20 protein-coding genes are annotated in these 19247 nt (G+C 68.2%); 13 read left to right on the top strand and 7 right to left on the bottom strand.

Features of this window, described 5'->3' with window-relative positions; genetic code table 11:
* Positions 1–33: 33 nt before the first annotated feature.
* The 7 genes from BM337_RS13495 (at position 34) to BM337_RS13465 (ending at position 6531) form a co-directional block, all read left to right on the top strand.
* Positions 34–981 carry an alpha/beta fold hydrolase gene (locus BM337_RS13495; protein WP_089817111.1) on the top strand — a complete coding sequence of 316 codons (948 nt, stop codon included), beginning with the start codon at positions 34–36 and terminating at the stop codon, positions 979–981.
* A 270-nt stretch (positions 982–1251) separates the two neighbouring features.
* Positions 1252–1710 carry a nitrous oxide reductase accessory protein NosL gene (locus BM337_RS13490; RefSeq protein ID WP_245778665.1) on the top strand — a complete coding sequence of 153 codons (459 nt, stop codon included), beginning with the start codon at positions 1252–1254 and terminating at the stop codon, positions 1708–1710.
* Position 1711: 1 nt separating this feature from the next.
* The gene (locus BM337_RS13485; RefSeq protein WP_089817109.1) at positions 1712–3601 is read left to right on the top strand and encodes a NosD domain-containing protein; all 1890 of its coding nucleotides are present in this window, start codon (positions 1712–1714) and stop codon (positions 3599–3601) included.
* Positions 3598–4341, top strand: coding sequence for an ABC transporter ATP-binding protein (locus BM337_RS13480; RefSeq protein WP_089817108.1), 744 nt, complete (start codon positions 3598–3600; stop codon positions 4339–4341). Before BM337_RS13485 ends, BM337_RS13480 begins: the two co-directional genes overlap by 4 nt.
* On the top strand, positions 4338–5153 hold the full coding sequence (locus BM337_RS13475; protein ID WP_089817107.1) for an ABC transporter permease: 816 nt from the start codon (positions 4338–4340) through the stop codon (positions 5151–5153). The genes BM337_RS13480 and BM337_RS13475 overlap by 4 nt, the downstream gene beginning before the upstream one ends.
* A 97-nt stretch (positions 5154–5250) precedes the next feature.
* Positions 5251–5829, top strand: a complete 579-nt coding sequence (locus BM337_RS13470; protein ID WP_089817106.1) for a halocyanin domain-containing protein — start codon at positions 5251–5253, stop codon at positions 5827–5829.
* Positions 5830–5988: 159 nt separating this feature from the next.
* Positions 5989–6531: a DUF1684 domain-containing protein gene (locus BM337_RS13465; protein ID WP_089817105.1), complete on the top strand. Its 543-nt coding sequence runs from the start codon at positions 5989–5991 to the stop codon at positions 6529–6531.
* Between the two features lie 5 nt (positions 6532–6536).
* Here the strand turns inward: BM337_RS13465 and BM337_RS13460 are convergent, their stop codons facing one another.
* The 4 genes from BM337_RS13460 to BM337_RS13445 form a co-directional block, all read right to left on the bottom strand.
* Positions 6537–6917 carry a Zn-ribbon domain-containing OB-fold protein gene (locus BM337_RS13460; RefSeq protein ID WP_089817104.1) on the bottom strand — a complete coding sequence of 127 codons (381 nt, stop codon included), beginning with the start codon at positions 6915–6917 and terminating at the stop codon, positions 6537–6539.
* Positions 6914–8080, bottom strand: coding sequence for a thiolase domain-containing protein (locus BM337_RS13455; protein WP_089817103.1), 1167 nt, complete (start codon positions 8078–8080; stop codon positions 6914–6916). Before BM337_RS13455 ends, BM337_RS13460 begins: the two co-directional genes overlap by 4 nt.
* Positions 8081–8242: 162 nt before the next feature.
* Positions 8243–8440, bottom strand: coding sequence for a DUF5800 family protein (locus tag BM337_RS13450; protein WP_089817102.1), 198 nt, complete (start codon positions 8438–8440; stop codon positions 8243–8245).
* Positions 8441–8495: 55 nt separating this feature from the next.
* The gene (locus tag BM337_RS13445; protein WP_089817101.1) at positions 8496–8765 is read right to left on the bottom strand and encodes a TDT family transporter; all 270 of its coding nucleotides are present in this window, start codon (positions 8763–8765) and stop codon (positions 8496–8498) included.
* Positions 8766–8901: 136 nt separating this feature from the next.
* On the opposite strand from BM337_RS13445, the gene BM337_RS13440 reads away from it, so the two are divergent.
* Positions 8902–9966, top strand: a complete 1065-nt coding sequence (locus BM337_RS13440; RefSeq protein ID WP_089817100.1) for a polymer-forming cytoskeletal protein — start codon at positions 8902–8904, stop codon at positions 9964–9966.
* A gap of 24 nt (positions 9967–9990) precedes the next feature.
* On the opposite strand, the gene BM337_RS13435 is transcribed toward BM337_RS13440, so the two are convergent.
* Positions 9991–11586: a DUF7847 domain-containing protein gene (locus BM337_RS13435; RefSeq protein ID WP_089817099.1), complete on the bottom strand. Its 1596-nt coding sequence runs from the start codon at positions 11584–11586 to the stop codon at positions 9991–9993.
* 111 nt (positions 11587–11697) lie between these two features.
* Between BM337_RS13435 and BM337_RS13430 the strand changes: the two genes are divergently transcribed.
* The 3 genes from BM337_RS13430 (at position 11698) to BM337_RS13420 (ending at position 14819) form a co-directional block, all read left to right on the top strand.
* The gene (locus tag BM337_RS13430; RefSeq protein WP_089817098.1) at positions 11698–12876 is read left to right on the top strand and encodes a redox-regulated ATPase YchF; all 1179 of its coding nucleotides are present in this window, start codon (positions 11698–11700) and stop codon (positions 12874–12876) included.
* Positions 12877–13029: 153 nt separating this feature from the next.
* Positions 13030–13437, top strand: coding sequence for a universal stress protein (locus BM337_RS13425; protein WP_089817097.1), 408 nt, complete (start codon positions 13030–13032; stop codon positions 13435–13437).
* A 56-nt stretch (positions 13438–13493) separates the two neighbouring features.
* Positions 13494–14819, top strand: coding sequence for an FG-GAP repeat protein (locus BM337_RS13420; RefSeq protein WP_089817096.1), 1326 nt, complete (start codon positions 13494–13496; stop codon positions 14817–14819).
* 9 nt (positions 14820–14828) lie between these two features.
* On the opposite strand, the gene BM337_RS13415 is transcribed toward BM337_RS13420, so the two are convergent.
* Complete coding sequence (locus BM337_RS13415) at positions 14829–16832, bottom strand: AMP-binding protein (RefSeq protein ID WP_089817095.1); 2004 nt, start codon at positions 16830–16832, stop codon at positions 14829–14831.
* A gap of 153 nt (positions 16833–16985) precedes the next feature.
* Here BM337_RS13415 and BM337_RS13410 point away from each other — a divergent pair, with 153 nt between their 5' ends.
* Both BM337_RS13410 and BM337_RS13405 read left to right on the top strand, forming a co-directional pair.
* Positions 16986–17573 carry a GNAT family N-acetyltransferase gene (locus BM337_RS13410; protein WP_089817094.1) on the top strand — a complete coding sequence of 196 codons (588 nt, stop codon included), beginning with the start codon at positions 16986–16988 and terminating at the stop codon, positions 17571–17573.
* A 135-nt stretch (positions 17574–17708) separates the two neighbouring features.
* Positions 17709–18761: a S66 family peptidase gene (locus BM337_RS13405; RefSeq protein WP_089817093.1), complete on the top strand. Its 1053-nt coding sequence runs from the start codon at positions 17709–17711 to the stop codon at positions 18759–18761.
* 18 nt (positions 18762–18779) lie between these two features.
* Here the strand turns inward: BM337_RS13405 and BM337_RS13400 are convergent, their stop codons facing one another.
* Positions 18780–19244: a GNAT family N-acetyltransferase gene (locus tag BM337_RS13400; protein WP_177227489.1), complete on the bottom strand. Its 465-nt coding sequence runs from the start codon at positions 19242–19244 to the stop codon at positions 18780–18782.
* Between the last annotated feature and the right edge of the window lie 3 nt (positions 19245–19247).

Here is a 19247-nt window from a genome sequence, read left to right as displayed (position 1 = left end):
ACGTATAAGTCCTTCAGGGCCCGACAGAAAGGTATGAAGCTCCGGAACCTCCTCGGCGTCGCCGCCGGAACGGTCGGGTTGACCGCGCTGGCCAACCGCCTGTTGCGGCGCCAGAGCGACCCCTTCGAACCGTTCCTCGCCGGTGACGAGCGCTCGTATCGGTGGCGAGGGTTCGACGTCAGTTACGTCGAGGCGGGCGACCCCGAGGACCCGGACCTGGTTCTCCTCCACGGCGTCAACGCCGCGGCGTCGAACCACGAGTTCCACGCGGTGTTTAGCCGACTCGCCGAGGACTACCACGTCGTCGCGCCGGACCTGCCCGGCTTCGGCCACTCGGACCGGCCGCCGCTGCTGTACTCGGCGTCGCTGCTCACGAACTTCGTGCGGGACTTCCTCGCCGACGAGAGCGAGGACCCGACCGTCGTCGCGTCGTCGCTGACCGGGTCCTACGCCGCCCTCGCCGCGCGGGACGTCCCGGTCGAACGGCTCGTCCTCGTCGCGCCGACGGATAGCACGATGGGGAGTCGCCGGGGGTGGCGACGCACGCTGTTGCGGACGCCACTGCTCGGCCAGGGCATCTACAACGCCATCGTCAGCAAGTACTCGCTGAAGCACTTCCACCGCGACCACGGCTACTACGACCTGGACAACCTGACGCCAGCGGTGCTCGATTACGAGTGGACCACCGGCCACCAGCCGGGCGCCCGATTCGCCCCCGCGTCGTTCGTCACCGGTTTCCTCGACCCAGAAGAAGACCTCGGCGTCGTGCTGGGCGAGCTCGACGTCCCGATAACGCTGGTCTGGGGACGCGACGCGGACATCTCGCCGCTGGAGAACGGACGAGAACTCGCGGACGAGGCCGACGCGCGCCTCGTCGTCTTCGACGAGTCGCTGTTGCTCCCGCACGTCGAACACCCCGACCAGTTCGTCGACGTCGTCCGCGAGGCGTACGACATCCCCTCCGCGACAGAGTCCCGGTAACCGGGAGCGACCCCGTCTATTCAAACCGGTTGCGAGAGAACCTCGACATCCGAGTCAGACGGAGCATTTCAGTCCATGGAACCAGAACACTCGAACCCCGACCGGTCCCCAGCCAGTCGCTCTCACCACCGGCACACCCGGTGTCCCAGCGAAACGTCCTCACCGCACCGGCTGTCGAAGCGAGCCCTGCTCGGTGTGGTGGGGGGAGCCGTCCTCGCACCGCTCGCCGGTTGTGCCTCGCAAGAGGCGGACGTCCCCGAGCCGGTGACCATGACACAGTCCGACAGCTGTGACGTCTGCGGGATGGTCATCCCCAACCACCCGGGACCGACGACGGAGATATTCTACGCGGACCAGCGCCCCTCGGGGCACGACAACCCCGCCCGGTTCGACAGCACCTGGGAGGCGTTCCAGTACGACTTCGAGCGACAGGACCGGGGCTGGACCCGGCAGGTGATGTACGTCACGGACTACTCCGCGGTAGACTACGAACTGACGGACGACGGTGGCGACGTCCTGATATCGACCCACCCGGAAGCCGACGCGTTCGTCGACGCCGAATCGGTCACCTTCGTGGTGGGCTCCGAGGTGAAGGGCGCGATGGGGGCGGACCTCGTCGCGTTCTCGGAAGAGTCGGACGCGACGTCGTTCAGCGACGAACACGGCGGGTCGCTGGCGACGCTCGACGAGGTGACGCCCGAGACGATCGAGAGCCTCCGCCAGGCCTGAGATGGACGTCCGATACGTACTCGGGGCCGTCGTCCTCGCGTTCGGCCTCTGTGCCCTCGCCTTCACCGTCCAGCCCGCCGGGGGCGCGGCCGTCAGCCCGGTGTCGTTCGACGAGACGCTCTCGATGGGGATGACCGGCGTCGACGTGCGGGACGCGGAGGCGGCGGGATACGAGATTCCCCGCGGCCAGGCGTTCTACGCCCAGTACCAGTACGTCATCGGCTACTACGGCGTCGAGGCGATGGTCGAGCAACTGGAGAGCGGCCACGCAGTCCGGCAGTTCGGGGAGCCAGTCGCTCTGTTCGTCACCGAGTTCAGCGGCGCACAGCCGTCCCTGACCGAAGAGGGGTACCTGGACCTGGACAACGACCCCGGCGTCGACTGGATACGCGCCGAGCGCGCGGTATACGCGGTGGACAGCGACGCGCAGACGACGGCCGGACCCACAGCGGTCCCGTTCGAGCGACGCGCAGACGCGGAGCGATTCACGGACGAGTACGGCGGGCGCGTGGTCGACTGGGCCGCCGTCCGCGAGCGATACGGCGAGCGACCGGCGGTCGCGCGGGACCGCCAGGCGGACCTGGTCGAGAACCGGACCGCGTGGGCGGACCGCCGCGTCGCCGCGAGCGCGTCGCTCCTCGACCGACCCCGGTCGGTGGTCGTCGGTCGCGACGCCCCGACGGTGCAGGCCGCGGTCGAACGGGCGCCACCGAACACCACCGTCTACGTCCCGCCGGGAACCTACGAGGAGAACGTGACGATCACGAAGCCCCTCACGCTCCGCGGCGCGGGCGAGCGGACCGTCGTCGACGGCGGCGGCAACGGGACGGTGATCCGGGCGAACGCCTCCGGCGTGGCGCTCGCCGACCTCGCCGTCCGGGGCGTCGGTCCCCGCGACCTCGGGACCGGCGAGGGCAACGCCAGCGGCTGGGACGCCAAGATCCAGCTCGTCTACGGTCGGGGCGACGCGGCGATCCTCCTGTCCCGGGCGAACCGGTCGCTGGTCAGTGACGTCACGGTCGACACGGACGCGAACGGCGTGATCGCCCGCTACAGCGACGGGACCGTGGTCGACGGCCTCGTGGTGAACGGCACCGACCAGTGGCAGGACGGGTCGATGGGCGTGCTGACGATGTACTCCCGCGCGGTGATCCAGGAGTCGACCTTCGAGGGAGGTCGTGACGGCGTCTACACCCACCGGTCTGACGACCTGGTCGTCCGGGCCAACGAGATGCGGGGGATGCGCTACGGCGTCCACGAGATGTACACCTCCGGCGCGCTCGTCAGCGACAACGCGGTCAGGGACACCGACGCCGGCGTGATGGTGATGACCCGGCCGCGCGAGAACGTCGTCATCGGTAACGACGTCCGCGACAGCGACGTCGGCGTGTCGCTGGCCGGCGACGCGTCCTACGTCACCGGCAACGTCCTCGTCGGCGGCGGGACGGGCATGACCATCGCGGGGACCCGTTCGATGTACGCGAACAACACCGTCGTCGACAACGACGTCGGCCTGCGGTCGGACACCATCCTCCCCTCGAACAGGGTCGTCGAGAACGACGTCGCGGGCAACGACGCGCCGGCGACGGCCAGTAGCGGCCCGGTCGCCGTCTGGACCAGCGGCGGGCGGGGCAACTACTGGGCCGGCGCGCCCGGCCTCGACCGCGACGGCGACGGCGTTCTCGACCGACCGTACAGACCGGCAGACGAGGTCGACCGGTCGCTCGCCGAGTCGCCTGCCGGCCCGACCGTCGCACGCTCGCCAGCGCTGGGTATCCTGCGTCGGGCGCAGGCCGTCGCACCGGGGCTCCGCAGAAGTGACGTGATCGACACGGGCCCGCTCGTCGAGCCCTCGCGGCCCGACGTCCTGGAAGAGGTGAACGCGACGTGACGGACGCCGAGGAGCCTGTACTGACGGTCGACGGCGTCCGCCACGCGTTTGGCGACCTGACCGTCCTGGAAGACGTCTCCTTCAGCGCAGACCGTGGGTCCGTCGTGAGTCTCGTCGGCCCGAACGGCTCGGGGAAGTCGACGCTGCTCCGCATCGTCGCCGGCCTGATCGAACAGACGGCGGGCGAGGTGACGGTCGCGGCGTCGGCGAACCGCCCGGTCGGCTACCTCCCGCAGACGCCCGCCTTCCGGCCCCAGTTCTCGCTCGCGGAGACGCTCTCGTTCTACGGTGACCTGGCCGAAGTCGACGTCGACGTGGACGATCGACTGCGGCGCGTCGGTCTCCAGAACGTCCCCGACAGGCGCGTCGACGCGCTCTCGGGCGGCATGACGCGACTGCTCGGCATCGCGCAGGCGACGATCGGCGACCCGCCGCTGCTCGTCCTCGACGAGCCATCGAGCGGCCTCGACCCGGTGATGGTCGAACACGTCTCCGCTGTCGTGGACGACCTCGCGGGCGAGGGGACGACCGTGCTGCTGGCCACGCACAACATCGACGCCGTCGAACAGATGGCCGACACGGTGCTGGTGCTCGACGGCGGCACCATCGTCGCTGCCGAGGCTCCGGCGGCGCTCCGGGAACGGACTGGCGCCGACACGCTCACCGGCGCGCTGGCAGACGTCATCGAACGCGACGAGACCGCTTCCGTCAGCGTTGGTAAGCGAGGTGAGGGAGAGTGAGCGACGGCCGCCTGCGGCAAGTCCGCGCACTCGCCCAGCGGGAACTCGACGCCGTTGTCAGGACGCGGACGTACCTCGTCCTCGTCGCGCTGTTCGGCCTCACCGTCGCGGCCGTGCCGGCCCTCGGCGGCGCGGGCGGCTACCTCCCACTCGTCCTGAACCTGGTGACGCCGGTCGAGGTACTGGTCCCCGTCCTCGCGTTCGCCTTCGGGTACCAGGCGATTCGGGCCGACGCGGAACGCGGCGAACTCGACGTGATACGGACGTATCCCGTCCGCCGGGCCACCTACGTTCTGGGCGTGTTCCTCGGTCGCGCGACGGCGGTACTCGCGGCGGTACTGGTCCCGCTCGCGCTGGCAGCGGTGTTCGTCCCGCTCACCAGCCAGCCCGCACCCTCGTTCCTCGCCTCCGCGGCCACCGTCGACGACCCGATATACTACGTCCGGTTCGTCGCCATCGCAGGCACGTACGCCCTCGTCGCGCTCGGCATCGCGGTCGCCGTGTCCACGGTCGCCCGCACCAGGCGGGAAGGACTCGCACTGGCCGTCAGCACGCTCCTGGTCGTGGTGGTCGGCCTCGACCTGGCCGTCGTCGGCGGACTGACCACCGGCGTGGTCGGTCCGGGCGACCTGAGTGCAACCCTGGCTCTGAGCCCGGCGAGTGCGTTCAGGGGACTCGTCCTGGCGTTCGCGGCGACGCCCGTCGCGGGCGCCTCGGCCCCGGCCCCCGCGGCACTCCCCGGCGTCGTCGGGCTGCTCGGCTGGCTCCTCGGGACGCTCGCGCTCGCGACGGTGACGGTGTGGCGAGCCTGATGGGGCTGGTCTCCACTCGCCGAGACTCCGAAACCACACGACGGCGGACGATCCCGAGTATACAACTAAGTGAGTGCGTCACTGACTAGTAATTGTGATGACACGAGAGCGGGCGCGACTGTCCATCGACCGACGAACAGTACTGAGAGCGACTGGAGCGGTCGGCCTGGGGGGCCTGGTCGGAATGGCGGGCTGCGCCGAGGGCGGCGACGGCGGCGACGGCGGCGACGGGGACGGAGGTGGCGGTTCGGGCGGGACCGAGACTATCGCCGGGAGCGACTATCCGGCGGTCGACGAGTGGCTCACCGAGACCGACGTCGGCGGCGCCGACGACACGTACGACGGGTCCATCGTCGACTGGCGCGAGGAGAGCGAACCCACCGTCGACGTGGGGGCAGAAGGGAACGACGGCTACTACGCCTTCGGTCCGTCGGCGATAGCCGTGTCCGCCGGGACGGAAGTCCGATGGGAGTGGACCGGCGAAGGGGAGACACACAACGTCGAGGCGGAACCCGAGGAACAGATCGGCGAGTCGGACTACGAGTTCAGTTCCGGCGACCCGGTGGCCGAGGCCGGCACCGAGTACACGTACACGTTCGACGAAGCGGGCGTCGCGCTGTATCACTGCGAACCGCACCTCGCGCTCGGGATGAAAGGCGCCGTCGTCGTCGAGTGAGCGGCCGACGGCCGGCGTCGAGAACCCGAAAGCGGCGTCGAGAACCTGGAGGCGGCATCGAGAACCCGGAAGCGCCGTCGAGAACCGACTGGGGTCGCGGAATCGATCTCCTGTTAACGCACCGGAAGGTTCGAAGCGCGCGCCACCGTAGTAGACAGTATGAGCTCTGACTGGAAGCGCGAACTGCGGGAGCAGCGCGACGCGAAAGACGAGTTCTTCGCGTCACACCCCCACTCGCCCGTCCCATCGGCGGAACGGAACGACTTCGACGGCCTCGCGTACTACCCGCCCGAGGAGGCCTACCGGTTCGAGCTGCCGCTCCACGAACACGACGAAACCGAGACCGTCACCGTCGGCACGAGCACGGGTGGCGAGTCCGAATACCTCCGCTGGGGCGAGTTCCGGTTCGACGTCGCGGGAGAGCGCGTCACGTTACAGGCGTACAAGAGCGACCCGGCCGACGACCGCCTGTGGGTTCCGTTCCGCGACGAGACCAGTGGCGAGGCGACCTACGGTGCCGGTCGCTACCTGGATCTAGAGGCCGATAGCCACCGAACGGACGAGGACGAGTGGATCCTCGACTTCAACGAGGCCTACAATCCGACCTGTGCGTACTCCGACGAGTACGAGTGCCCGCTCCCACCGACGGAGAACTGGCTGGACGTCCCCGTCGAAGCCGGCGAGAAGGTGTTCGAGACCTGAGTGCGTTATCGCGGCCGGAAGACGACGGCCCGGTCGCCGGTGGTCTCCCGTTCGCCGACGTCGATACCGACGACGTCGCCCATCTCGACCGCTTCGGGGTCGACGTCCCGGACCATCCCAGTGATGGAGACAGGACCGAAGTGGGCGACGGCGGTGACGTACGGGGCGTCCTCCTCGAAGGCGGGCGTCGCGACGTAGACGGTGGTGTGGGTCGCTATCTCGCCCGCGTCTGGCAGCGGTTCCTCGACCAGGTCGCGCGACCCGCAGTCGGGACAGACCCGCCGCGGGGGAAGCCAGCCGTGGCCGTTCGCGCAGACGAGGTAGTATCCCTCAGACTCGGCGACGGCGTCGAGCCAGTCGTCGTAGCCGCCGTCTCGCGCGCTCATGATTTTACCTCCAGAACGTGAACGGTCGCGCTCGCTGCCGTCCCCCCGGCGTTGTGCGCGACGGCGACGTCGGCCTCGGGGACGTCGCCGGCACGTTGATGCGACCCGTCGAGGAGCCAGGTGAGCGTGGCTATCTGGGCGACGCCCGTCGCGCCGACCGGGTGCCCCTTGGCCTTCAGGCCGCCCGAGAGGTTGACGGGCATCGCCCCGTGGCGCGTCGTGACCCCCTCGCGCGCGGCGGTGATTCCCTCGCCGCGTTCGAACAGGCCCAGCGATTCGACGGCGAGCACCTCGGCGATGGTGAAGCAGTCGTGGACCTCGGCGACGTCGACGTCGTCCGGGCCGACGCCGGCGTCGGCGTAGGCCTCGTCGGTCGCCTCGTCCGCGGCGGGCGTCTGGTCGAAGTGGGGCCTGTCCTGGAGCGCGAGGTTGTCCCCGCCCTGGCCGGTACCAGTGATACTGACCGGCGCGTCGAGGCCGTGATCTTCGGCGTACTCCTCGCTCACGAGGACGGCAGCGGCCGCGCCGTCTGTGATCGGACAGGCGTCGTAGAGGCCCAGCGGGTCGGCGACCATCGGCGCCTCCAGCGCGTCCTCGACGGTGATCTCCTTGCGCAACTGGGCGTGCTCGTTGACGAGCGCGTGTTCGTGGTTCTTGACCGCGACGTGGGCGAGGTCCTCCCTGTTCCCGCCGTACTCGGCGAAGTACGAGCGGGCCATCAGGCCGTACGCGCCGGGGAACGTCATCCCCGCACGGACCTCGTAGAGGTCGTCGGCGGCGATGGCGAGCGCGTCCGTCGCGGCGGCGGTCCCGATGTTGGTCATCCGCTCGGCGCCGCCGACGAGAATCACGTCGTCCTCGCCGCTCCGGAGGTTCTTCACCGCCTGGCGGACGCCCGCGCCGGCGGAGGCGCAGGCCGCCTCGAAGCGAGTGGCGGGCGCGTTGACGCCGACGGCCTCGGCCATCAGCGGCCCCTGGTGGCCCTGGTGCTCGGCCAGTTCACCCATGAAGTTGCCGAAGTACAGCGCCTCGACGTCGTCGGCGGGGACGCCGGCGTCGTCGAGCGCGGCCAGGCCGGCCTCGGCGAACAGGTCGCGGCCGGTCCGCTCCGGATGCTCCCCGAAGTCCGTCACTCCGGCACCGGCGACGCGTGGATCTGACATTACCTCACACTGGGCACTCGGTACTTAAATGCTTGCCGCCGATGGCGGGTATTCCATCCGATCCTTCCCGGAATACCGCATCACTGCGCCCGTCTCCGTCCGAAACAGAGATACCAGGCTGCTTGCGGCCAATTACACACGAGGGAACCATACCGTGCCGATTCAGTCGACGATCTCGGCGATCCGCTGGGGCTCCCCGGAGAGCGTCGGGTCCGGTTCGACGAGGCGCAACACCTCGTGGTCGGTGACGTCGGGGTAAGACTTCTCGGTGGCGTCCTCGATGAGCGCCTTCTCGAGACGGAACTCCGTCCCCTCGTAGATGACGTCGACGCCCTGCTCGTCGAAGGAAAGCACGGTCATGTCCGGAGATTGGACGAGAACGGGTAAATATCTGAAGATCGGGGACGGCCGGCGGTCACCGGTCCTTCAGCGGGTCGAATCGCTCCTCGCCGTCCGAACCCGAACCAGTCCGTCCGAGCCGGCGCCTGATCCACGTCCGCGGCCCGCCGATCTTCCTGACGAGATAGGTCGGGGCGAACATCGCGACCAGTCCGAGCGCGAAGAAGGCGAGTCCGCCGGGGGCATTGCCGTTCATCACCATCTGGAAACCGAGGACGTACATCGGCCCGGCCATCGACATCCCGGCGACGATCTGTAGCATCGAGAACAGCCCCGGCCCTTTCATCGGCACGTCGTATCACCTGCGGAGAGTTGAATCCACTGGCCAGCCCGTCGTCGACGACGGCGTTCGTCTGACGTGCGTCAGACGGGCGTCATCGGCGGCGTTGGGGTTTAAGGCGACGGAACCGAGTAACGACGGTGTGCCTATCGGTTCAGATCCCCTCGACCGTCTCGCGATCCCGGACGGGACCACAGTCGAGGAGCACGACCTCGTGACGGAGGGCAACGTCATCGTCGGCGGCCAGACCACCGTCGAGTTCGGCGTGCGCGGCCACTCGGTCATCGCCGACGAGCGGGTGCGCTTCGACGGCCACATCGAGGCCGAGGGCGACTGCCGCCTCGACATGTGGTGTACCGTCGGCGACAACGTCCTCGTCGGCGAGGACGCCTACCTGGGCGAGCGGGTCCACATCGACGGCGAGTTGAAGGTCGCGGGCGACCTCGACATCGGCGACGACGTCGACATCGAGGACGGCTTCGAGGCCAACGGCTGGATCGTCATCCGCAACCCCATGCCGACCATCGTCTTCCTCTTCGTCTACCTCTCGCACCTCCTCCGCATCGGCGAGGAGGAGGCCGCCGAGGACGTGCTCTCCTCCGTCACCGGTGACGACGTCGACAGTGACCCCGTCCTGATCCCCCGCGGCTCCCACGTCAGCGACGACGTCTGGCGCGTCTCCGCACCGGCCGCCATCGGCGACGACTGCCGCCTCCACGGCAACGTCCGCGCCGAGGACATCGAGATGGGCCGGGACAACACCCTCTTCGGCAGCCTCCGCGCCAAGGACGACATCGCAATCGGCCGCGGCAGCGACGTCAAGGGCGACGTGACGACCCGCAACGGCGTTGTCCGCATCGGCCCCGGCGTGAAGATATGGGGCGACGTCGTCGCCGAAGACGTCGAACTCCACGAGAACGCCACCGTCGACGGGACCATCCGCGCCCGCGGCGAGATGGTGATGCACACCGACGAGGTCATCGAACGCCCCGACGAAACGGCCGAGGCGATGGCCGAAGCGGCGGAAGAACTGGAAGCGGACGACGACGCAGACGTGGACGGTGACGCGGACGACGACGTCGAGGCGGCTGTCGACGAAGACGACGAAGCCGCCGAAAACACCGAAGCCGACGAATCCCACGAGGTGGCCGGAGACGCGGGCGACGAAGTCGGATCCGACGCCGACGCGCCGGAACCGTCGGGCTGAGTTTTCAGCTCGGTTTTTCGCTGTTCAGTAGTACAGTACGTCCCAGGCCCACTCCAGCGGTGACCGCGACCCGATCGCTTCGGGCCGCTCGACGTCGACTGTTTCGCCCGCGCCGTAGCGCATCTCGTACTCGTAGGCGTTCCCCGAGTCCAGTGAGTGGGCCCGGATCCGGACCGTGTCGACGACTCCTCGCTCGCGGTCGACGACGACCCTGAGATAGCTATCGTTTGCAAGTTCACCGTTCATTCCGGCGTACGACGTGGAGAAGGCCGTCCGGATGTCGTCCGCGGTCGTCGACTGGTACACGAGCACCGACGCATTGCTGTGGGCCACCGACCAAGCAGCGCCCCGCTTCGGTACGGGCGCGACGTCTGTCGGGTCCGATACGGCATAGCCGGGCATGGCAATCACGGTCCAGTCGTTTCGCTCGCGCGTGACCGGGCCGAAGGTTCCCCGCCACGACCCGCCGCCGCTCGGCATCGCGATTGTCCCCTCGCCGTGGTAGCTCCCGACGCGGACATCCGGGTCCTCGCCGTAGAAGAAGATCGACGCCCGTCGGTCGTCGTAGTCGATAGCCGACTCCGACGTCTTCCGCCACTCGCTGTCCGGTTCGGTAGCGTTCCTGGCCAGGACCGTCCGACGGTGGTTCGCCTCGCGGGTGTTGGTCGCCGCGACGGCGTATGCCGCTTCGTGGTCGTCTGGAAGTTCCTGCAACTCGGCCTGACCGGCACCGGCATCGACCGCGCGGACGTAGCCAGCACCCGCGACGGCGGCCAGCAGGACGACGGCGACTGCCGCGAGGCGGGTCCACCGGGTGGTGACGCGGGGGACAGCCTGGACCGCCGGCGCGACGGTTCGCTCGAAGTACGTCACGTGGAGCGCGGACGCCAGCGTGAACCCGACGGTGCCGACGGCCAGGATGGCACCGATTCCGGCAGCTAGCGAAGCGACATCGTCGACCTGTGCGAAGGCGTACTGGAGCGTCTGGGCCGTGCCGAGGAGGACGACCGTGGCGAGCGCGTAGCCGAGAAAAGAGAGGGGCTTGCGACGGGCGAACACGGCGCTCGGTCGCCACGCCGCGCGCGGACCCTCGCCCTCGTACGTGGCGAAGACGTCCGCGAAGCGCGTCACGGGCAGACCGGCGGCGAGGAACACCGCGAACAGGATTGGGAACCCCCAGACGGTGAGGACGGCGACGGGTTGTCCGGGATCGCCCGTCGCGTACTGAGCGTAGCGCAAAGCTGTGCCGAGGACGAACGCGAGCGCCGTCCCGGCGAGGGCGACGCCGGCCGCGACGGCGAGGGCGGTCAGGTTCGCCGCCAGGACGGTCCAGTAGCGGCGCCGTATCGCCCGGACCGCCGCGCGGAGCGTCTCGCGCGCCCCGTCGGTTCCCTCGCGGATCGGTTCGTAGAGGCCGACCGCAAGCGGGAGGGTGAGGACGGCGACGACAAGTGGGCCACCGAGCGCGAAGAGGGGACTGTACACCGGTGAGAGGGGCGCCTCGACTGCGGCGAGCGCGAACGAGAGCGCGCTCTGGAGGGCGACCACGGCGAAGCCGACCAGGAACAGGGCGGGATGGGTCGCACGAAGGGAGGGGGCGACGCTTCGACGGAGAGACATGGACCCAGATGGCAGGCATTCGATAATAAAGACTCTGCCGTCGGACTCACCGTCGGCTCAGCGGGTGAGTGAACCGAAACCCCCTTTTCGGCGTCACCGGTACGTAGTGACATGCTCTCTATCGCGCTGGCGGGGAAACCCAACGCCGGCAAGTCTACCTTCTACAGGGCGGCCACGGAGTCCGACGTCGACGTCGGGAACTACCCGTTCACGACCATCGACCCGAACCGCGGCGTGAGCTACGTCCGCACCGACTGCCCCTGCCTGGACCGTGAGGAGCGCTGCGGCGGGGAGAATTGCCGGGACGGCAAGCGCTACGTCCCGGTCGAACTGCTCGACGTCGCCGGCCTTGTCCCGGGCGCCCACGAGGGTCGTGGGCTGGGCAACCAGTTCCTCGACGAACTCACCAACGCCGACGTCATCCTCAACGTCGTCGACGCCTCCGGCGGGACGAACGAGGAGGGCGAGCCCGTCGAAATCGGGAGCCACGACCCCGTCGAAGACGTCGACTTCGTCGAGGAGGAGATGGACCTCTGGCTCGCGAGCATCGTCGAGCGCAACTGGGAGGGCGTCGAACGGGCCTCGCGCTCGCCGGACTTCGACCTCGACGAGGAACTGACGGACATGCTCACCGGTGTCGGGGCGACGGAGGCCGACGTGGCGCGCACCCTGCGCGACATCGACTACCCCGCCGACCCGATCGCCTGGGAGGACGAGCACCGCGAGGCGCTGGCCCGGGAGATCCGCCAGCGGACGAAACCCATCGTCGTCGTGGCCAACAAGGCCGATATCGCGCCGGAGGGGACCGTGGAGCGACTACAGGAGGCCGCGGAGTACGCGATTCCGGCCACCGCCGACGGCGAACTGGGGCTCCGGCGGGCGGCCGACGCCGGCATCGTCGAGTACGACCCCGGCGACCCGGACTTCGAGATAACGGGTGACGTCAGCGACGACCAGCGCGAGGGCCTCGAACGCATCCGCGACGTCATGGAGGAGTGGGGCGGTACAGGCGTCCAGCAGGCCCTCGACGAGGCCGTCTACGGGCTGCTCGACCACTTCACCGCGTTCCCCGTCCAGAACGAGAGCAAGTGGACCGACGGCACCGGCACCGTCCTCCCCGACGCGTTCCTGCTGCCCGAGGGCTCGACGCCGAAGGACCTGGCCTACGCCGTCCACTCCGACATCGGCGAGGGGTATCTCCACGCCGTCGACGCCCGCGAGAAGCGCCGCATCTCCGACGATACCGAACTCGGAGAGGGCGACGTGATCAAGATCGTCAGCACGAACTGACCTGGCGTCGCTCCTCGTCCTTCCCGTCGCTCCTCGTCCTTCCCGTCGCTCCTCGCCCCCCGGTGGTCCCCGTCCTCCACCCTCACTCCCGACCGTGTTTCAGTGACGACAACGAGGCACACGCTTTTGGTACAGGCCACGAAAGGTGGCCGTATGTACGAGATCCTCGTTCCGGTGGATCGTGACGAACCGCGCGCGCTCTCACAGGCCGAGACCGTGAGCGAACTACCACATTCGGCCGAAGAGGTCCACGTGACCCTGCTCCACGTGTTCACGAACAACGAGGAGGGTGCCTCCGTCAACCAGGTCGGCTCCGTCCGCGAGGCACAGGAACGCATGGCGGAAGCTGGCATCGAGGTGGATCTGGCAGAACAGAGCGGCGACCCGGCCGCGGAGATTCTCGACTACGCCGACGAGGCCGACGTGGACCTCATCTGTCTGGCGGGACGGAAACGGACGCCGGCGGGCAAGGTGCTGTTCGGCAGCGTCACCCAGAGCGTCATCCTGGGGACGGAGAAGGCGGTGCTGGTCAGCGGGCGAGAGCAGACGCCGTCCGAGTAGGTATCGGAGACGAAGTGTCCGTAATTTATTGGTAGCTACCCTTTCACCGTGACCACATGGTCTCCAGACGCGCCTTCCTCCGTTCCCTCGGACTGGCGGCGTCCGCGACGCTTGCGGGGTGTAGCCGGATTTCGTTGCCCGGCGAAGGATCGACGCCAGACGACGGGTCACGGACGCCGACCACGACGCCGAACACCACCCTCGCACCGGCAACGACGTCGCAACCGACCGAGTCGGCGACCCAGACGTCGACGCCCGCATCCACCGAAGAACCGCCGTCGACCGTGACGGCGGTTGGCGAGCGATCGGCGTTGACCCCGACGGGTGGCGAAGACGAGATGTTCTTCGGGACCTCTGTCGTCCTGTCCGATGACGTCGCGCTCGTGGACGTCGACGGCGAACGGATCCACGTGTTCGAGACCGGCGACGACGGCTGGCACCAGACGGCGGTCCTGGCGCCCAGCGAGGAGGATCGGTTCGCCTACTACCCGACGTCGATGGCGCTGTCGGGGACGACGGCCTACGTGGGCGCACCGGCGACCGGCGACGCCGGTGCCGTCTACGTCTTCGAACGCGACGGTAACGGATGGCACCGCCGCACACGGATCTCTCCGACCGACGACGAGTCTTACGAGTTCGGCGCAGCGGTCGCCTGCGACGGCGAGACGCTCGTCGTGGGCGCCGTCAGGCAGCCGTCGACGATGCTGGGGTTCAGCGGAACGGTGACCGTGTTCGAGGTTTCCGGAACGGACTGGACGCGCCAGACCACCTTCGAGAGCGATCCTGACGACATATCGGACCTGTACGGGCGACGCGTCGCTCTGTCCGGGAATACCGTCCTCGTCGGCGCACCAGAGACGTCGGTGAACGATGAGTCGTCGGCTGGTGCCACGTACGTGTACGAGAGTTCGTCCGGTGCGTGGGTCGAGGCGGCGGTGCTGACTGCACCTGACGTCCGATACGACGGCGGGTTCGGCCAGACGCTCGCGCTCGACGGTGATACGGCCGTGGTGGGTGCACCGGGGGGCGACGACGATGAGGCCGGCGTCGCGTACGTCTTCGAACGCGCCAGCGACGAGTGGCGGTACCTGACTCGTGTCTCCAGCCTCGGTCAGTTCGACTACGACGACGGCCCCTCCGGCGTCGCGCTCCGCGGCGACACGATGCTCGTCGGCGACCCCGGCGACTCCGGTTCCGGACGCGTCAACCGTTTCGACCGGACCGAGGAGGGGTGGCAGCGGACCGCCGCCCTCGTTCCCGACGACCCGGGCCAGAAGAACGACTTTGGCTACTCCATCGCGCTCGCGGAGTCGGAAGCACTCGTCGGTGCACCGACCGGTGACGAGGACCGACGAGGGCGAGGATATCTCTTCTCGCTGTAATTCAATTGCTCACCTCGCCGCCGCCACTTCTTCGAGCGACTCCGGATTCTCGATGCTGCTCAGGTCGCCCGGATCCTCGCCTTCGTAGGTGGCGGCGATGGCCCGGCGGACGATCTTCCCGCTCTGCGTCTTGGGAAATTCGTCGACGAACAGCACCTCGCGGGGGCGGAACGGCTTGCCGAGTTCCTCGCCAACGAGACCCCGAATCTCCTCGCGGAGGTCGTCGGACTCGGCCGTGCCGTCCACCAGAACCGCGTAGAGGACGACCGCAGTCCCCGTCGTCTCGTCCGGCACACCGACGGCCGACGCCTGGGTCACGGCAGGGTGTTCGATGGCCGCCCCCTCGACCTCGGCGGGGCCGACCTTCCGTCCGGCGACGTTGAGCGCGTCGTCGGCGCGGCCGTGGAGAAACCACAGCCCGTCCTCGTCGACCTGTGCCCAGTCGCCGTGGTCCCAGAGGTCCTCCCAGGTCGACCAGTACTCATCGAGGTAGCGCTCGTCGCCGGACCACAGCGACTTCGTCATCGATGGACAGGAGTCGCGGGCGACGAGGTAGCCCCGTTCGTGGTCGTCGGTGACGGAGTTTCCCTCCTCGTCCACGACGTCGACTGCCATCCCGAGCCCCGGACCACCGAGCGTGCAGGGCTTGAGCGACTGAACCGGCATCGGCATGAGGAAACAGCCGCAGATCTCGGTCCCACCGGAGATGTTGACTATCGGCGCGTCGCCGCCGCCGACCTCGTCGAGGAACCACTGCCAGGACTCGGGGTCCCAGGGCTCGCCGGTAGACCCGAGCAGGCGAAGCGACGAGAGGTCGTGGCCCTCCAGCCACTGATCCCCTTCTTTCCGGAGCGCACGCACGGCCGTCGGGGAGACGCCGAACACGGTCAGCTTGTGCCGGTCTATCATCTCCCAGAACCGGTCGGGCTGCGGGTAGTCTGGCGCGCCCTCGTACACGAAGATAGTTCCGCCGAATGTGTGATTGCCGATCAGCGTCCACGGGCCCATCATCCAGCCGACGTCGGAGACCCAGAAGAAGCGGTCGTGGGGCTTGTGGTCGAAGCCGAAGTAGATCTCTTTCGCACACTGTAGCTGGACGCCCGCGTGCGTCTGGACGATGCCCTTCGGCTCCCCCGTCGTCCCCGAGGAGTACAGCAGCATCGCCTCCTGATCAGAGGGGAGGTGCTTCGTCTCGTACTCGTCGGACTGGAGCGAGACCGCTTCGCTCCACCACTGGTCGCGGTCGTCGTGCCAGTCGAGGTCCGCTTCCTCCACATCGAGGCGACTGTAGACGATAGTGTGGTCGACGTGGCCGGCCTCCGCGATGGCTGCGTCGGCGGTGTCCTTCAGCGTGACCTCGTTGCCCCGTCGGTAGAAGCCGTCCGCGGTGAACAGCACCGAGCACTCCGAATCCGCGATGCGGGTCGCGGTGGCGTCGACGCCGAACCCGGAGAAGATGGGGACGGCGATGGCCCCGACTTTGAAGCAGCCGTAGAGAATCGACGCGACTTCAGGGACCATCGGCATGTAGAGGCCGACGGTGTCCCCCGTTCCGACGTTCCGCTGTTCGAGCGCGTTGGCGACCTGGTTCGCCTGCCGGTGGAGTTCGTGGAACGTGACGTCGCGCGTGTCGCCGGGCTCGCCCTCCCAGACGATGGCACTCTTGTTCCGCGTCGCGCTGTCGACGGCGGCGTGCCGGTCGAGGACGTTGTGGGCGACGTTGATCTCGCCGCCGGGGTACCAGTCGCTGAACTGCGGTCCGTCGCTGTCGTCTCGTACGGTCTCGGAGTCCGCGTAGAACTCGATACCCAGGTACTCGGGGAGTAAGTTCCAGAACCAGTCGACGCCGGAGGCGGGCTCGCCCTCCACGTCGCCCGTGGTCCGCTCGATCAGTTCGTCGTAGTCCGCCATGCCGTACTCCTGCATGAACTCCCAGACGTTGGTCGACTCGACGAACTCCCGGCTGGGCTCGTAGGCGAACCGGTCGAGCCCGTCGAGCGATTCGGATCCCATACCAGGACATTCGGTGACAGGGGACAAAGGGATTGTGCGCCGAGGGAACTCGCGGCTGGTCGGTGTCACTCCACCCGAGACGGGGCTCTGCGGTTCGTTACGGGATCTGATAGGTCGAAAACCCTTTTGTCGACAGCTTACCAAGGATCCGATATGTACGTCCGGGACGCGAAAAACCGCGAGGAGGTCTGGCTGCTCGACCACATCGAGGAGATGGGGCTCGACGAGACGGCGTTCCGGTCGCGGGACTACGTGGTGGCCATCGACGAGGAGAGCCACGAGAAGGCCGGCTTCGGCCGGATCCGCATCCACAAGCCCGACGACGGCGCAGAGGTGTGCGAGCTAACGAGCATCGGCGTGCTCGACGCGTGGCGCGGCCAGGGCGTCGGCGCCCACGTCGTCGAACGCCTCGTCGAGTACGCCAGCGACGAGGGGTTCGACACCGTCTACTCGCTGACCGGCTACCCCGACTACCTCCAGCAGTTCGGCTTCGAGCGCATCGACGAGGCACAGCTGCCCGAGAAACTACGGGAACGCCTCGAATCGAAACGCGAGACCCTCGAACCCGACGCCGTCCCGACCCGAATCGACACGGAGGACTTCCGGATGCCCGACGAGTTCCGCGAGCGATTCAAGGGTGCGACTGCGGAGGAAGCGGGCGAGGGCGAACCCGTCGAGGGCCCCGAAGACTTCGGTATCGACCCCGAAGAAGCGACCTACAAGTACGACACCGGGCGGTAAGGCACGAGGGACCGGGTTCAGTCTCCCCCATCAGGTTTCGAACAGTCACAGGGAGTGTTCGAGATCGCGAGAACAGTTGCCAGTGGGTCTCACCCCTGGGACACGCTTTTCCCGGGTTCGCCCGGATTCCGTCGTATGGCCGACGAGTTCACGGTCCCACCGGCTGCCTCACCCGGCGACCGCGTCGCAGTTATCGCGCCGTCGAGCGGCGCCGCCGCGGCCGCCAGAAACGTCCTCACGCTCGGGCTGGACAGGCTGCGTGACGTCTTCGACCTCGAACCAGTGGTCTACCCGACGGCCCGCCAGTCTGATCGCTACCTCCGGGACCACCCCGAGGCCAGGGCCGCCGACGTCCACGCGGCGTTCCGTGATCCCGAGATATCGTCGGTCTTCGCCACCATCGGCGGCGACGACCAGCTCCGGGTCCTGAAACACCTCGATCCCGACGTCCTCCGGGAGAACCCGACGCGATGCTTCGGAATGAGCGACAACACCAACCTCGCGCTCTTCCTCTGGAACCAGGGGATCGTCTCGTTCTACGGCGGTCAGATCCTCAACCAGGTCGCGACGCCCGGATTCCTGCCCGAGTACACGGAGCGCTACCTCCGCGAGGCGCTGTTCGAAGAGTCCATCGGCGAGATAGAACCCGCCGAGCAGTGGACCGACGACGTCGTCGACTGGGGCGCCGAGGACTACGTCGAACAGGAGCCTGAGTACGAGGACACCGACGGCTGGCACTGGCACGGCGACCGACCCGTCGCAGGGCGGCTCTGGGGCGGCTGTCTCGCCATCCTTCGCTGGCAACTCGCCGCGGACAGGTACCTCCCCGACCCCGCTGCCCTCGACGGCGAGATTCTCGCCCTCGAAACCTCGGAGGTGCTCCCCAGCGCCGACCGCGTTCGCTGGACGCTCCAGGCGATGGGCGAACGCGGCCTCCTCGAACGGTTCGACGGCGTCCTCGTCGGCCGGCCGCAGACCCGCCACCGGTTCGGCGACCGGAGTGACGACGAGCGACTGGCGTATCGGCGTGACCAGCGCGACGCGATCCGCTCCATGCTCGACCGGTACAACCCCGAGGCGACGGCCGTCTTCGACCTCGAGTTCGGACACACGAATCCGACCGTTCCGATCCCCATCGGCGGCCGCGTCGAGATCGATCCGGAGACAGAGACGATCCGATTCCCCTGAGTCGTCGCAGTCGGTCTCTCAGAAATTTTTGCGATAATGAATCATCTCGTCGCCAGTTGCCGGGTGGGCGGTCCGTGCTCGTTCTTCGTACCCCCGGCCCTCGTAGAGGGCCTGTGCTGCAACCAGGGCTTCGTGGGTCCACAGAGCAAGCGCCGCGAATCCCTCATCCATCGCACGCCCTTCAATGGCATCCATCAGGGTCGTCGCGTGCCCGCACCGCTGGTGGTCAGGATGGACGCGGAGGTGGCCGACCTCGGCGACTTCATCCACCCGGGGCCGATACCCTCCCGTTGCGACGATCTCGCCGTCGACGACACCGACGAGAAACGTCCCACCGCTATCGAGGTAGGACTCGGTGACGTCCCGCAGTTCCTCGTCAACGGCGGCCTCCGGGACGAACTCGATTCCCGATGCCCGAAACGCGGCTTCGTGGACGGACAGGATCCGCTCGGCGTCGGATTTCTGATACTCGCGTACGTGCAAGTC

It is taken from the genome of Halomicrobium zhouii, assembly GCF_900114435.1.
GTDB classification, from domain to species: Archaea; Halobacteriota; Halobacteria; order Halobacteriales; family Haloarculaceae; genus Halomicrobium; species Halomicrobium zhouii.
This window is presented reverse-complemented; position numbering and strand designations above follow the sequence as displayed.